Raw genomic sequence first — 14,294 nt, forward strand, 5'->3', positions numbered from 1 at the left:
TCCTGACCCCTGACGCCGACATCTGCCACAACCCGATGGTGCGAGACGATGTTCCCGCAGGCCAGGCACTTACCCCACTCGCCAGTACGCCGATGGCGAACGCGAGACGGCCCGATCTGCATGTCGCCCCCTCCCACTAGGGATGTCTTACCCGCGGGGACTGACACTCCATGCCGCGCGCACCGGTTCCCTCCGCTACGGGCGAACAACCTTGCGCCTCCCCGCACCCCCGCACGCCCCCTCTTGCCACTCCACACCAACACTCTGTGCATGCACAACACCACCCAGCGTAACCCGAGCGCTCTTTCGACTGTTGCACTTGGCATGGTCGGCGCCTCGCACTCGGTCCCCGTCGCTCCCACGTCCCCCACGCTCCTCGCATCCCCCGTGGTGCCGTCGCCGCGCCGGACCACCGAGGACGGCGGCTCGGTGTGGGAGCGGGCGCGGCGGTGGTACGAGAACGCGCTCGGGTGGCCGACGGCGCCCGGGGAGCCGGTGCGGCTGCGCACGGGCGTCCGCTTCGACGTCCTCGACGTACCGGCCGAGGCCGGGTACGCGACGTTGCAGCGGCTCGGGCGGGCCGGAGGGCTCGGCGCGTGCGCGCCGGTGCCGGGATTTCCGGTGGCCGTCCGGGACGAGCGGATGCTGCTGCTCGTGGCGGCGGGTGGCGCGGAGGAGCTGCCCGGTCTCCTGGAGTGGCTGGACTGGGGCTCGCTGCCGCTCGGTCTGACGGCGGTCGGAGCGGGGGGTCTCGTGGACGCGCCCCTCGCCCCTGGACCCGGCCCACGCGACTCCGGCCCGGACGGCCCGAACGGTGCGGAGAGCACGAACGGCACGGACGGCACGGACGGGTTCGGTGCGAGCGGCCTGCCGCCGCGTCCCCCGGATCGCGACGGCCTGCGGGGGGCCGCCGTCTGGCTGCGACCCCCGGAGCCGGAGTGCGAGGTCGAATCCTCGCTGCCGGCACTGTCGGCACTCGGGGGTGCCGGGACCCCGCTCGACCTCGCCCGGCTGGTCCGCACCCTGGCCACGCAGTGCCACCGGGTACGGCTCACCGCGGGCGCCCCACCCCGGGCACGGCCCGTGGCGCGCGTCGGCTGATCAGCCGTTGGCCTGCTCGTACGCCTCGCGGACCTTCGCGGGGACACGACCGCGGTCGTTGACGTCCCAGCCGTTCTCCTTGGCCCAGGCGCGGATCGCCGCGGTGTCCTGGCTGCCGCCGGAAGCGGCGCGCGCCTTGCCGCGACCGCCCGAAGCACGGCCCCCGGTACGACGGCCACCCTTCAGGTACGGGTCGAGAAGACCGCGGAGCTTGTCCGCGTTGGCGGTGGTGAGGTCGATCTCGTAGGTCTTGCCGTCCAGTGCGAACGTCACGGTCTCGTCTGCCTCGCCGCCGTCGAGGTCGTCGACAAGAAGGACCTGAACCTTCTGTGCCACCGGATTTCCTTTCATCGATAACTTGAGGGCCGGGGGTCCGCCGGCGTCCGCCGTATCGCCGTCCCTTGATATATGCAGTACTGCAGTACGCCGGAAAGCAAACCGCTTTTGCCGGAAAAACACAAACCCCCGGCGGAGACCGGTAGCCCGACTCCGGCCGGAAACATGCGCGTATCGGACATAGGGAACCCGTGAAGGGCACCTCGGTGGAATAAACCTCGAACGACGGTGGTCGCCCGGCGCTGCCCGTCGATCACAGATGCAGAAGCATCCGGCTGTTGCCCAAGGTGTTCGGTTTCACTCGTTCGAGACCCAGGAACTCCGCAACGCCCTCGTCATAGGAACGCAGCAGCTCCGCGTACACATCGGTGTCGACGGGCGTCTCCCCGATCTCCACGAAGCCGTGCTTGCTGAAGAAGTCCACTTCGAAGGTGAGACAGAAAACGCGGCGAACGCCCAGCCGACGTGCCGTGTCCAGCAACTTCTCCAGCAGCTTGTGGCCCACGCCGGCGCCCTTCAGACCGGGCTTCACCGCGAGAGTCCGCACTTCCGCGAGGTCTTCCCACATCACGTGCAGAGCGCCGCAGCCGACCACCTCGGCGTTGTCGTCCCGTTCCGCGACCCAGAACTCCTGGATGCTCTCGTAAAGCGTCACCATCGCTTTGTCGAGCAGGATGCGGTCACGGACGTACGCGTCGAGCAGCCGGCGCACGTCCGGGACATCGCTGGTGCGGGCCCGCCGGACGCTGATGGCATTTGGCATGGGGGGACGCTATCGCCCGCCGCCGTCCGGTACCGCGCCGGGTCCCGGCGCGGGGGTTTCCGGTCCCTGCACGATGCGGATGGCGTCTTGCAGGGCCTGGCGCTGTTCCTCGCTCATCATGCCGAAGAAGGCGACGAGGGCCGCGGCGGGGTTGTCGCTCTGGGACCAGGCGTCGTTCATGAGGGCGGCGGCGTAGGCGGCGCGAGTGGAGACCGCCTCATATCGATAGGCCCGGCCTTCGGACTCGCGGCGCACCCAGCCCTTCTGATGGAGATTGTCCAAAACGGTCATCACGGTGGTGTACGCGATGGACCGTTCCTGTTGCAGGTCTTCCAGGACTTCTCGAACGGTCACGGGGCGGTTCCACTTCCACACCCTCGTCATGACCGCGTCTTCGAGTTCTCCCAATGGGCGAGGCACGCTTCGAACGATAGTGGGAGATGGGGACGATCGCGTGCCGGACGTGCGCGTCCGGGCGCGAACGTGCGCAAAAGGGGGCGTACGGCTCCGCGGTGGTGAGTGCGGGGGCCGTACGCCTGGCGGTGCTTCGGGGTGCGGGTCAGGCTTCGGGGTGCGGGGACGCCTGCCGGGCGCCCTCCGCCCGCGCGAGGGCGGCGTCGACGACCGCGTCCTCCTTGGCCTTGTTGGCGCCGCCCTGGGTCTTCACGATCACCCGGATCAAGCCGATGAAGAAGACGGCCATCACGGCCGGGGGCAGGAGCGCGGAGACGTAGTCCATGGGACCAGGGTAGCCAGGCGCCGTCAGCCGGCGGCGAGGTGGTGCCGGGTGTCCGGGGCGGGTGGGGCCGGCGGGGCGGGCTTGCGGCGCGGGAAGACCTCGCCGGGGGTGGGGACGGGGCGCTTGGGGGCGGCCGGGGCGGGGCGCGGGGCCGGTTTCGGGGCGGCGGGTTTCTGCGCGGGGTCGCCGTCGGGGCGGCGGCCGCCGGCGACGGCGTGGAGGTGGGTGCGCGCGGCGGGGAGCGTGACCGTGGCGGCCGTGGGCGTCGCGGCCGCCGGGGTGGGCGTGGTGGGCGTGGCGGCGCCGCAGCGGGCCAGCAGGGCGGCCGCGGCGGGGTTGCCGCGCAGGGCGCCCAGGGCGGCGAGGTCGTCCGCGCCGGGGCGGTGGCCCGCGTCCAGCGCCTCGTCGAGGAGCGCGAGGTAGCCGGTGGCGGTGCCGGGGAGGGCGGCGCGGTACCGGGCGAGGTCGGCCACCAGGAAGGCGCGCAGCCTGGCCCCCTCCCGCATCGCCTCGTCCAGCGACTCTGCGAGGTGAAGGCAGTCCTGGGCCTCCCGGGCCGAGGCCGGGCTGGGATTCAGGGCGAGGGCGAGGGCTCGCCGGAGCACACGCAGCTCCTGAGCACCGAACGCCATGCCGCCGCGGGGTCCGTAGGGCGTGGGCATGCGGCGACGATACGCGCTAATCAGACAAACTCGGCATAGGGGGCACGGGTGTGGCGCACTCCCCCACCCGGATGCCGGTGCCTCCGGCGGTGGCGCCGGGTGCCTGCGGCGCCTGTGCGGGTGCCTCCGGCGGTGGCACGGGGTGCCTGCGGCGCCTGTGCGGGTGCCTCCGGCGGTGGCGCGGGGTGCCTGCGGCGCCTGTGTGGGTTCGGTGGGGGTGCGGGAGCCTGCGGCGGCCTGCGCGGGTGTGGCGTGGGTGCGGGTGCCTGCGGCGCCTGTGCGGGTTCGATGGGGGTGCGGGAGCCTGTGCGGGTGGGGTGTGGGTGCGGGAGCCTGCCGCGGGTGGGGCGTGGGTGCGGGAGCCTGCCGCGGGTGGGGTGTGGGTGCGGGTGTGATGCCTGCGGCGCCTGTGCGGGTTGTGGGGGTGCGCGTGGCGCGTGGGGTGCGTTGTGGGTCGGGGCCGTGCCGGGGGGTGTCCGTCCTCGGAACGGCGCGGAATCGGTCGGCCACAGATCTTTCCGGCGCGGACGCGCCAACCGCTGCGGGCGGACACCCCCCGACCCGGCCCCTTCCCGCCGTACGCGGCTGCCGGCGCCGTCTACGCGCCGCTGCCCCGCCTCGCCGCCCGCCGTCGCCGCGAACAGCGCCACGCCGCCTCGCAACTGCGGGCAGTCGTGCCGCTGGGGCGGCACGGGTGGGCGCGGCGGCACCCCGCGACGCCGGGCCGCGCACCCCACCCCGCGCCCGGACGGCTACATGCGGGACACGTTCCGTTCGTACACCAGCCGCAGGCCCATGAGCGTCAGCCACGGCTCGTGCTCGTCGATCACGGAGGACTCGCCCAGCACCATCGGCGCCAGTCCGCCCGTCGCGATGACCGTCACGTCGTCCGGATCGTCGGCCAGCTCCCGCGCCATGCGGTTGACGACGCCGTCGACCTGGCCGGCGAAGCCGTACACGATGCCGGACTGCATCGCCTCGACCGTGTTCTTGCCGATCACGCTGCGGGGGCGCGCCACCTCGATCTTGCGGAGCTGGGCGCCCTTGACGCCCAGCGCCTCGACCGAGATCTCGATGCCGGGCGCGATGACGCCGCCGATGTACTCCCCGCGCGCGCTGACCGCGTCGAACGTCGTCGCCGTGCCGAAGTCCACGACGATCGCCGGGCCGCCGTAGAGCTCGACGGCCGCGACCGCGTTGATGATGCGGTCGGCGCCGACCTCCTTGGGGTGGTCGGTGAGGATCGGGACGCCGGTCTTGACGCCCGGTTCGACCAGGACCGCGGGGACGTCGCCGTAGTAGCGGCGGGTGACCTCGCGGAGCTCGTGGAGGACCGAGGGGACGGTCGCGCAGATGGCGATGCCGTCGATGCCGTCGCCCAGTTCGTCGCCGAGGAGGGGGTGCATGCCCATGAGGCCCTGGAGGAGGACCGCCAGTTCGTCGGCCGTGCGGCGCGAGTCCGTGGAGATGCGCCAGTGCTCGACGATGTCCTCGCCGTCGAAGAGGCCCAGGACGGTGTGCGTGTTGCCTACGTCGATCGTCAGCAGCATGGGATCTACTCCGCCGCTCGCAGGTCCAGGCCGATGTCCAGGATCGGGGAGCTGTGGGTGAGGGCGCCCACCGCCAGGTAGTCGACGCCCGTGTCGGCGTACGCCTTGGCGTTGGCGAGGGTGAGGCGGCCCGAGGCCTCCAGTGCGGCGCGGCCGGCGACCAGGGCCACCGCCTCCTCGCACTCGTCGGGCGTGAAGTTGTCCAGCAGGATCAGGTCGGCGCCCGCGTCCACGACCTCCCGCAGCTGGTGCAGGGTGTCGACCTCGACCTCGATGGGCACGTCCGGGAAGCTCTCGCGCACGGCGTTGAAGGCCTCGGCGACGCCGCCCGCGGCGACCACGTGGTTGTCCTTGACGAGGGCCGCGTCCGAGAGGGACATGCGGTGGTTGACGCCGCTGCCGCAGCGCACCGCGAACTTCTCCAGGCTGCGCAGGCCCGGCGTCGTCTTGCGGGTGTCTCGGACCTTGGCCTTCGTGCCGTCCAGGACGTCCGCCCACGCGCGCGTGGCCGTCGCGATGCCCGACATGCGGCACAGGAGGTTCAGCGCACTGCGCTCGGCGGTGAGGATGTCGCGGGTGCGGGTGGTCACGGAGAGGAGCTTCTGGCCAGCCTCCACACGGTCGCCGTCCTCGACGTGGCGCTCCACCTCGAACTCGTCCGTGCAGACGATCGACAGCACCGCCTCGGCGACCCTGAGGCCCGCCACGACGCCCGCCTCGCGCGCGGTGAAGTCGGCCGTGGCCACCGCGTCCTCGGGGATGGTCGCCACGGTCGTCACGTCCACGCCGCCCGCCAGGTCCTCCTGGATGGCGACGTTCGCGATGTCCTCGACCTCGACGGGGTCGAGGCCGGAGTCCAGCAGGAGGGCGGCGAGCGCCGGGTCGAGGCCGCACTCCATGTAGGTGTCTTCTTCGGTGTCCGCGCCGCAGGCGCAGCCGTCGCCGCAGCCTCCGCCGGAGGCGAGGGGGAGTTCGGTGGGGTCGGAGGGGTTCACTGCTGTCACTGCTCCTGGGGACGGTGCGTCGGCTGGGCGCCGTGGACGGTCGGGGGGAATTCTGGCGTGTCCGTGGTGTGCACGGCGAGGGAACGGTCCGGGTTCAGGCGTACGACGACGTGGCGGCGCCACGCCGTGTCGTCGCGCTCGGCGTGGTCCTCGCGCCAGTGGCAGCCGCGGGTCTCCTCGCGCAGGGTCGCCGCCGCGACCAGGACGCGGGACACGCACAGGAGGTTGGTGGCCTCCCAGGTGTCGACGCCCGGCTCGGCCGTCTTGCCGTTGTCGTGCAGGGCCTCGCGGGCCTCCGTGTGGAGGGCGTGCAGCCGGTCCGCCGCGCGCGTGAGGGAGTCGGCCGAGCGCAGGACGCCGGCGCCGTCCGTCATGATCCGCTGGATCGTGAGGCGGGTCTCGGGCGGGAGAAGGGGGTGCTCCGGGTGGGCCGGGTGCGGCAGGGGGGCCGGCACGCGCGCGTGGAGGGCGCCGGCCGCGTGGCCCGCCGCCACGTCGGCGGCGATGCGTTCGGCGTAGACCAGGCCCTCGAGGAGCGAGTTGGAGGCCAGCCGGTTGGCGCCGTGCACGCCGGTGCAGGCGACCTCGCCGCACGCGTACAGGCCGGGGACCGTCGTACGGCCGTGCGGGTCGGTGCGCACGCCGCCCGAGGCGTAGTGGGCGGCCGGGGCGACGGGGACCGGCTCGGTGACCGGGTCGATGCCGTGGGCGCGGCAGGCGGCGAGGATCGTGGGGAAGCGGCGCTCCCACATGTCGGCGCCGAAGTGGCGGGCGTCCAGGTACATGTGCTGGGCGCCCTGCTCCTGCATGCGGCGCGTGATGGCCTTGGCGACGATGTCGCGGGGGGCCAGTTCCGCCAGTTCGTGCTGCCCGAGCATGAAGCGCACGCCGTCCGCGTCCACCAGGTGGGCGCCCTCGCCGCGTACCGCCTCGGAGACCAGGGGCTGCTGGCCCTCGGCGTCCGGGCCCAGGAAGAGGACGGTGGGGTGGAACTGGACGAATTCGAGGTCGCTGACCTCGGCGCCCGCGCGCAGGGCCAGGGCCACTCCGTCGCCCGTGGAGACGGAGGGGTTCGTCGTCGCCGAGAAGACCTGGCCCATGCCGCCGGTGGCGAGGACGACCGCGGGGGCGTGGACCGCCCCTACGCCGTCGTGCTGGCCCTCGCCCATGACGTGCAGGGTGACGCCCGCCGTGCGGCCCCCGGCGTCCGTGAGGAGGTCCAGGACGAGCGCGTTCTCGACGGTGCGCAGCCCCCGCGCGCGTACCGCCTCGACCAGGGCGCGGGAGATCTCGGCGCCCGTGGCGTCGCCGCCCGCGTGGGCGATGCGGCGGCGGTGGTGGCCGCCCTCGCGGGTGAGGGCCAGGCCGCCCTCGGTGGACTCGTCGAAGTGCGCGCCGGTCGCGATGAGGCGGCGTACGGCGTCGGGGCCCTCGGTGACCAGGGTGCGGACCGCTTCCTCGTCGCACAGGCCGACGCCGGCCACCAGGGTGTCGTCGAGGTGCTGCTGGGGGGTGTCGCCCTCGCCGAGGGCCGCGGCGATGCCGCCCTGCGCCCAGCGGGTGGAGCCGTCGTCGAGGCGGGCCTTGGTGACGACGACCGTCGTCAGGCCGGCGGCCTCGCAGCGCAGGGCGGCGGTGAGGCCCGCGACGCCCGAGCCGACGACCACCACGTCCGCGGCGATGGCCCAGCCGGGCGCGGGGGCGTGCAGTCGTATGCCTGTGCTGGTCACGAGGCGGCTCCGAGGGATCCGAAGGTGAGGTGGACGTTGTCGATGAGGCGGGTCGCGCCGATCCGGGCGGCGACGGCGAGGACGGCCTCACCGGTGTGGTCGTCGCCGATCTCGGTGAAGTCGGACGGGTCGACCAGGGCGAGGTAGTCCAGCTCCAGGGGCGGGGTGGCGCGGGACGCGTCGTCCAGCACCAGGCGGGCGGCGTCCCGGACGGCCGTGGCGCTGCCGGGGGCGGAGGTGGCGACGGCGTGGGCGTCGGCCGCCGCGCGGGACTCGCCCAGGGCGCCCAGCGCCTCGGCGCGCGCCCGGGTGGCGGGCACTTCGCGGGCCCGCGCGCAGAGCGCCTCCTGGGCGGCGTGCCGGTCCTGGCCGGCGAAGAGCGCCTGCGAGAGCGCGAGGGCGGTACGGCGTTCCGCCGTCGAGAGGTAGCGGTTGCGGCTGGACAGGGCCAGGCCGTCCTCCTCGCGCACGGTGGGGACGCCGACGATCTCCACGCCGAAGTTCAGGTCGCGGACCATGCGGCGGATCAGCGCGAGCTGCTGGGCGTCCTTCTGGCCGTAGAGGGCGAGGTCGGGCCGGGTGAGGTGGAGCAGCTTGGCGACGACGGTGAGCATGCCGTCGAAGTGGCCGGGGCGGGAGGCGCCCTCCAGCCGCTCGCCCATGGGGCCGGCGGTGATGCGCACCTGGGGCTCGCCGCCGGGGTAGACCTCGTCGGTGAAGGGGGCGAAGACGGCGTCGGCGCCCGCCCGGCCGGCGATCTCCAGGTCGGCGTCCAGGGTGCGCGGGTAGCGGTCGAGGTCCTCGCCGGCGCCGAACTGGAGCGGGTTCACGAAGACGGTGACGACGACCTCGCCGTCCGGTCCGGCGAGGTCGCGCGCCGTGCGGATCAGGGTGGCGTGGCCCTCGTGCAGGGCGCCCATGGTCATCACGACGGCACGGCGGCCGCGGCGCACGCGCGCGTGCAGCTCGTCGGCGGTGCGCAGGAGCGCGGGCGGGGTACGGGTCATCGGGCGCCTCCGTCGGTGCCTTCGTCAGTGCCTTCGCCGGTGCCTTCGGGGTCGTCAGAGCCTTCGGGGTCGTCGATGCCCTCGGCGCCGGGGTCTCCGTCGGGGCCGGGCGCCCGGTCGGTGCCGGTGACTCCCTCGGTGCCGGTGGCTCCGGTGTGTCCGCCGGCTCCGGTGCGTCCGGTGGCTGGCGTGGCTCCGTCGGCGAGTACCCCGAGCAGGTCCTCGGCGAGTTCGGCCTTCAGCAGGCCGTGGTCCAGGGCGCGGTCGGCGGTCGCGCGGGCCATCGCCAGGTAGCCGGCGACGGCCTGGGGGGCGTGGGCGCGCAGCTCCTCGATGTGCGCGGCGACCGTGCCCGCGTCCCCGCGCGCCACGGGGCCGGTGAGGGCCGCGTCGCCGGAGCGCAGGGCGTTGTCGAGGGAGGCGCCCAGCAGCGGGCCGAGCATCCGGTCGGGGGCCGTCACACCGGCCGTGCGCAGCAGCTCCATGGACTGGGCGACCAGGGTGATCAGGTGGTTGGAGCCCAGGGCGAGCGCCGCGTGGTACAGCGGGCGCCGGTCCTCGGCGATCCACTCCGGCTCGCCGCCCATCTCGATGACCAGGGCCTCGGCGGCCAGCCGCAGCTCCTCGGGCGCGGTGACGCCGAAGGAGCAGCCGGCCAGCCGCTGGACGTCCACCGGGGTGCCGGTGAAGGTCATCGCCGGGTGCAGGGCCAGTGGCAGGGCGCCCGCACGCAGCGCGGGGTCCAGGACCCGTGCGCCGTACCGCCCGGAGGTGTGCACCAGGAGCTGCCCCGGACGCACCGCCCCGGTCTCGGCGAGCCCGGTCACCAGGCCGGGCAGCGCGTCGTCCGGGACGGTCAGCAGCACCAGCTCGGCGTGCCGGAGGACCTCGGCGGGCGTCGTGAGCGGCACGTCGGGCAGGAGGGCGGCGGCGCGCCTCCTGGAGGCCTCGGACACCCCCGAGACGGCCACCGGGCGGTGCCCGGCGAGCTGGAGGGACGCGGCCAGCGCGGGGCCCACCCGCCCGGCGCCGACCACGCCTACGGTGAGCCGCGCGGGGCGGTCCTTGGGGTCTGGTTGTGGGGCTGTGTTCACGCGACGGCGGCCTTCCCGTTCCAGTCCGCTCGGGGTACCGGACGATTTCTCGTCATGTTAACGCGATCGGTCCGGACGGCGTCCGGTTGTCCACAGCCTGTGGGTTTCCGCGCGATGGCGGAGCACACACCGCGCGCGCGTGTCGGAACCTGTGGAGAAACCCGGGTGCCGGACGCGCCGCCCGCGCGCCATGATCCCCGTATGAGTGATACGGCAGAGCGGTCGGAAGCGGCCGAACCGACGGAACCCGAGGAACAGTGGCACCAGCGGCAGCGGGAGCGACGCGTGGCCGCCCTTCGCGGCGCGCGGCGCGTACTCGCCCGCCCGGGCTTCGTCTCGACCCTGCGGGAGCGCATCGCCCTGCTGGACGGGGCCGACGAACTGTACGGCCTCGACGAGCCCTCCGACATGTACGGCAACGGCGTCGTGGCGGCCCTGGAGGAGAAGACCGCCGCCCTGCTCGGCACCGAGGCCGCCGCCTTCTTCCCGACCGGCACCATGGCCCAGCAGGTGGCCCTGCGCTGCTGGGCGGGCCGCACCGGCAACCCGGTCGTCGCCCTGCACGGGCTGGGCCACCCCGAGCTGCACGAGCGCAACGCCTTCAGCCGGGTGAGCGGGCTGCGCCCGGTACGGCTGACCGACGCGCCCCGGCAGCCGACCGCCGACGAGGTGCGCGGCTTCGACGAGCCGTTCGGGGCACTGATGCTGGAACTGCCGCTCAGGGAGGCCGGTTACCTGCTGCCCACCTGGGAGGAGCTCACCGAGGTCGTCGAGGCCGCCCGGGAGCGCGACGCGGTCGTGCACTTCGACGGGGCCCGCCTGTGGGAGTGCACCACCCACTTCGGCCGCCCCCTGGCCGAGATCGCGGGCCTGGCGGACAGCGTGTACGTCTCGTTCTACAAGTCCCTCAACGGCTACGGCGGCGCCGCCCTGGCCGGCCCCCGCACGCTGGTCGAGGAGGCGAAGGCCTGGCGGCACCGGTACGGCGGTCAGGTGTTCCAGCAGTTCCCCACGGCGCTGTCCGCCCTGGCGGGCCTGGCGCGCGAGCTGCCCCGGCTGCCCGCGTACGTGGCCCACGCGCGCGTGGTGGCCGCCGCGCTGCGCGAGGGCCTCGCGGCGGCCGGGCTGCCGTGGGCGCGGGTGCACCCCGAGGTGCCGCACACGCACGAGTTCCAGGTCTGGCTGCCCTGCGCCCCCGACACCGCCGGTGAGGCCGCGCTCCGGCAGGCCGAGGAGACGGGGACGATGCTCTTCTCCAGCCCCTGGGACGCGGGCGGCCCCGGGCTCGCCCTCACCGAGGTCTCGGTGGGCGAGTCGGGCCTCGAGTGGACGGCCGACGACGTGCGGGCGGCGGTCGCCGACTTCGCGGGCCGGCTGAAGTTCTGACGACCCGACGACCCGCCACCGGCGCGGGGACCGCCGTACCCGGCCGCGCGCCGGGGCGCCCGGCGAGTACGGCCGGGAACCGGGGGCGGTCGTGGGCGCGGGCGGCGGGGGCGGGCGTGGGCCCGGGCGGCGGGCGCTGGCGGCGGGCCCGGGCGGCGGGCGCGGGCGCGGGCGCCGGGGGCGGGCGCGGGCCCGGGCGGCGGGCGCGGGCGGCGGGCGCGGGCGCGGGCGGCGGGGGCGGGCGTGGGCCCGGGCGGCGGGCGCGGGCGGCGGGGCTCTCCGAGCCGCGGCCGAGACCGCTCCGGGCCGCGCCCCGCGGCCGCTTCGATTGACGGCGGCGGTCAATCGGCGGCGGCGTTGTCGGTGGCGGCGTGCACCATGGGGACATGAGCGTGCGCATCGACATCACGGGGCTGCGGCCGGAGAGGATCGCCGCCGTGCCCTCCCCGCTGGCCGAGCTGGGCATGGCGCTGCACGCGCTGTCCGAGCCGGGGCACCACCCGGGGTTGCAGGGCTGGGCGACGGGGGTGACCGCCCGGCTCGACTCGCACCTGGCGGACCGGATGTGCGAGGCCGACTTCCTGTGGCGGACGACCTTCTCGGACCTGTTCATGCCGTTCGCCGGGGTGCCGGGCCGCAGCACCCTGCCCGGTGCCACCCTCGACGAGGACCTGGACCTGCTCGACAAGCTGGCCGACGAGCAGTTCGTCGACGCGGCCCTGGAGTTCACCTGCGCGCTGCCGTACAGCACCGCCGGGGCCTCGGCGCTCGACGACCCCGAGGTGCGCCGGCGCGCGCTGGACCTGGCCGCCGCGCGGGGCCCGCAGCAGCTGCGCTTCAGTGAGCGGCTGCTGGCCGACCCGCCGCGGATCCGGAGCTGGCTGCGGCAGTTCGCGCGGGACTGCGACGAGGCGTTCTTCGCCGAGATCTGGTCCCGGGTGCGCCACCAGCTCGCCGCGGACGCCCGTCACAAGACGGACCTGCTGCGCCACAAGGGCCTCGCGGAGGCGCTGTCCGCCGTGTCCCCGGCGCTGACGCTGGACGAGGACGCCGCCCGGATCACCGTCGACAAGCTGGGCGACGGCCGTTCGGCGACGGCGGACGGCGGTCTGCTGCTGGTCCCGACGAGCCTGGGCCGACCGCACCTGATGGTCCTGCACCGGCACGGCTGGCAGCCGGTGCTCCACTACCCGGTCGGCTCCCCCGAGCCGGCCGCACCGCCCTCGGTCGGGCAGCTCACGATGCGGATGACCGCGCTGTCCAACCCCGTGCGGATGCGGCTCTGCCGGTATCTGGCCCGCAGCGAGTACACCACGGGCGAGCTGGCGCAGGTGCACGGCATGACCGCCCCCGAGATATCCCGGCACCTGGGCGTGCTGAAGAAGGCGGGCCTGATCACCACCCGGCGACGCGGCCGGTACGTCCTGCACCAGCTCGACGTCACGGTGGTGGCCCGGCTGGGCAGCGACTTCCTGGAGGGCATCCTGCGCTAGCCCGCCCCGTCGCCGCCGGTACGCCGGCCGGTCGATCCGGTCAGTCGACCCGGATGTGCCGGATCCCGACGCCCGCCTGTCGCATCCGGGTGCGCAGCGCTCCCTCGTTGTTGGGCGTCAGGGTGAGCCCCGCGAGGACGGCGATGCGGTCGGCGGTCTTCGGGACGGTCGTGTGGTCCGTCCACAGGTGCTCGGCGAACTCAGGCTCGGCCAGCCGCTCGAGACAGTGGTCGAGCTGCCGCACGGCCCAGCTCTCCCGGCGCGGCCCGGCGCCCTTCCCGGACACGTACCGCAGGACCTGCCCGAGTCCGCGCTCGCGCAGCCGCCGCAGGACGGTCCCGCGTTCGGCGAGGAGGGTGAAGTGGTGGACGTCGTGGCCCAGTTCGCGCAGCCGGCCGACGGTCTCGGCGAAGTACCCGGAGTCGGTGACGGTCATGGGCGCGACGACGACGCCGTCGTGCTTGGTGAGGGCCAGGTCCAGCACCTCCACGACCCCCTGCCGCCAGGAGGCCAGGTCCTGGAAGTCGTCCCGCAGCTCGGGCGGCAGCATGCGGCGCAGGCCGAAACCGGCGTGCTCGGGGTCGCAGACGACGCTGCCGGGCAGCCGGCGTCGTATCTCGTGCGCGGTCTGTGTTTTTCCGCCCCCGAAGGGGCCGTTGATCCACAGGAGCATGCGCAGACCCTACCGACGCGGAGCCCTCCGCACAGGCCGTCAGCCGTGTCCGCCGCCGGCCCGCACCAGCCCGGTCTCGTAGGCCAGGACCACCACCTGCACGCGGTCGCGCAGGCCCAGCTTGGTCAGGATGCGCCCGACGTGCGTCTTCACGGTCGCCTCCGACAGCACGAGCCGCGCCGCGATCTCGCCGTTGGACAGGCCCTGCGCCACCAGCACCATCACCTCGCGCTCCCGCTCGGTGAGCCGCTGGAGCTCCTTCTGCCGGGGCTCCTGGCCGGTGGCCGGCAGCATCGGCGCGAAGCGGTCCAGGAGCCGCCGGGTGGTGGAGGGGGCGACCACGGCGTCGCCGCTGTGCACGGAGCGGATCGCGGCGAGCAGCTCACCGGGCGGCACGTCCTTGAGCATGAACCCGGAGGCGCCCGCCTTCAGCGCCGAGAACGCGTACTCGTCGAGGTCGAAGGTGGTCAGGATCAGCACCTTCGGCGCGTTCGGGTCCACGCAGATCCGGCTGGTGGTCTCCACGCCGTCGAGCTTGGGCATGCGGACGTCCATCAGGACCACGTCCACGGCGGTGGCGCGCAGCACCTGGAGTGCCTCGACGCCGTCGCCCGCCTCCGCGACGACCTCCATGTCCGGCTGGGCCGCCAGCACCATCCGGAACCCGGTGCGCAGCAGCACCTGGTCGTCGACGAGCATCACGCGGATCGCCATCGGGCCTCTTCTTCCTTCGCCTTGCAGGTGTCGTGCCCGCAG

Annotated in this window: 15 protein-coding genes; 3 read left to right on the forward strand and 12 right to left on the reverse strand. The window is 74.3% G+C overall.

Translation table 11 applies throughout. The features are described from left to right. Positions 1-324: 324 nt before the first annotated feature. A complete protein-coding gene (locus OHA99_RS16335; RefSeq protein WP_153181828.1) occupies positions 325-1,101 on the forward strand; it encodes an SCO3374 family protein in 777 nt (258 codons plus the stop codon). Here OHA99_RS16335 and OHA99_RS16340 read toward each other — a convergent pair whose 3' ends face one another. From OHA99_RS16340 to OHA99_RS16385, 10 genes are all read right to left on the reverse strand, one after another. Beyond that, positions 1,102-1,437 (reverse strand): Lsr2 family protein, encoded by a 336-nt coding sequence (locus OHA99_RS16340; protein ID WP_003975458.1) that lies wholly within the window; start codon positions 1,435-1,437, stop codon positions 1,102-1,104. Positions 1,438-1,690: 253 nt separating this feature from the next. Further along, complete coding sequence (locus OHA99_RS16345) at positions 1,691-2,200, reverse strand: amino-acid N-acetyltransferase (RefSeq protein ID WP_153178603.1); 510 nt, start codon at positions 2,198-2,200, stop codon at positions 1,691-1,693. 9 nt (positions 2,201-2,209) lie between these two features. Then, on the reverse strand, positions 2,210-2,608 hold the full coding sequence (locus OHA99_RS16350) for a BlaI/MecI/CopY family transcriptional regulator (protein WP_078582032.1): 399 nt from the start codon (positions 2,606-2,608) through the stop codon (positions 2,210-2,212). Positions 2,609-2,759: 151 nt separating this feature from the next. Continuing rightward, positions 2,760-2,939, reverse strand: coding sequence for a hypothetical protein (locus OHA99_RS16355; protein WP_042826696.1), 180 nt, complete (start codon positions 2,937-2,939; stop codon positions 2,760-2,762). A gap of 23 nt (positions 2,940-2,962) precedes the next feature. Continuing rightward, complete coding sequence (locus OHA99_RS16360; RefSeq protein WP_153178604.1) at positions 2,963-3,601, reverse strand: hypothetical protein; 639 nt, start codon at positions 3,599-3,601, stop codon at positions 2,963-2,965. 752 nt (positions 3,602-4,353) lie between these two features. Next, a complete protein-coding gene (locus OHA99_RS16365; RefSeq protein ID WP_003975453.1) occupies positions 4,354-5,151 on the reverse strand; it encodes a type III pantothenate kinase in 798 nt (265 codons plus the stop codon). Between the two features lie 5 nt (positions 5,152-5,156). Then, positions 5,157-6,146, reverse strand: coding sequence for a carboxylating nicotinate-nucleotide diphosphorylase (gene nadC, locus OHA99_RS16370; protein WP_153181829.1), 990 nt, complete (start codon positions 6,144-6,146; stop codon positions 5,157-5,159). Between the two features lie 5 nt (positions 6,147-6,151). Then, complete coding sequence (locus tag OHA99_RS16375; protein WP_153178605.1) at positions 6,152-7,885, reverse strand: L-aspartate oxidase; 1,734 nt, start codon at positions 7,883-7,885, stop codon at positions 6,152-6,154. Further along, the gene (panC, locus tag OHA99_RS16380; protein ID WP_153178606.1) at positions 7,882-8,892 is read right to left on the reverse strand and encodes a pantoate--beta-alanine ligase; all 1,011 of its coding nucleotides are present in this window, start codon (positions 8,890-8,892) and stop codon (positions 7,882-7,884) included. The genes OHA99_RS16375 and panC overlap by 4 nt, the downstream gene beginning before the upstream one ends. Continuing rightward, the gene (locus OHA99_RS16385; protein WP_366473938.1) at positions 8,889-9,986 is read right to left on the reverse strand and encodes a DUF2520 domain-containing protein; all 1,098 of its coding nucleotides are present in this window, start codon (positions 9,984-9,986) and stop codon (positions 8,889-8,891) included. The genes panC and OHA99_RS16385 overlap by 4 nt, the downstream gene beginning before the upstream one ends. Before the next feature lie 201 nt (positions 9,987-10,187). On the opposite strand from OHA99_RS16385, the gene OHA99_RS16390 reads away from it, so the two are divergent. Beyond that, positions 10,188-11,372: a threonine aldolase family protein gene (locus OHA99_RS16390; RefSeq protein WP_405696384.1), complete on the forward strand. Its 1,185-nt coding sequence runs from the start codon at positions 10,188-10,190 to the stop codon at positions 11,370-11,372. Positions 11,373-11,758: 386 nt separating this feature from the next. Next, entirely contained in the window at positions 11,759-12,865 is a 1,107-nt protein-coding gene (locus tag OHA99_RS16395; RefSeq protein WP_405696387.1) for a DUF5937 family protein, read from the forward strand. Between the two features lie 40 nt (positions 12,866-12,905). Here OHA99_RS16395 and OHA99_RS16400 read toward each other — a convergent pair whose 3' ends face one another. Together OHA99_RS16400 and OHA99_RS16405 are read right to left on the reverse strand one after the other, a co-directional pair. Further along, positions 12,906-13,538 (reverse strand): AAA family ATPase, encoded by a 633-nt coding sequence (locus tag OHA99_RS16400; RefSeq protein WP_165685222.1) that lies wholly within the window; start codon positions 13,536-13,538, stop codon positions 12,906-12,908. Positions 13,539-13,577: 39 nt separating this feature from the next. Continuing rightward, entirely contained in the window at positions 13,578-14,252 is a 675-nt protein-coding gene (locus OHA99_RS16405; protein WP_153178611.1) for a response regulator transcription factor, read from the reverse strand. Positions 14,253-14,294 lie beyond the last annotated feature (42 nt).

The organism is Streptomyces coelicoflavus (assembly GCF_045041415.1).
GTDB classification, from domain to species: Bacteria; Actinomycetota; Actinomycetes; order Streptomycetales; family Streptomycetaceae; genus Streptomyces; species Streptomyces coelicoflavus.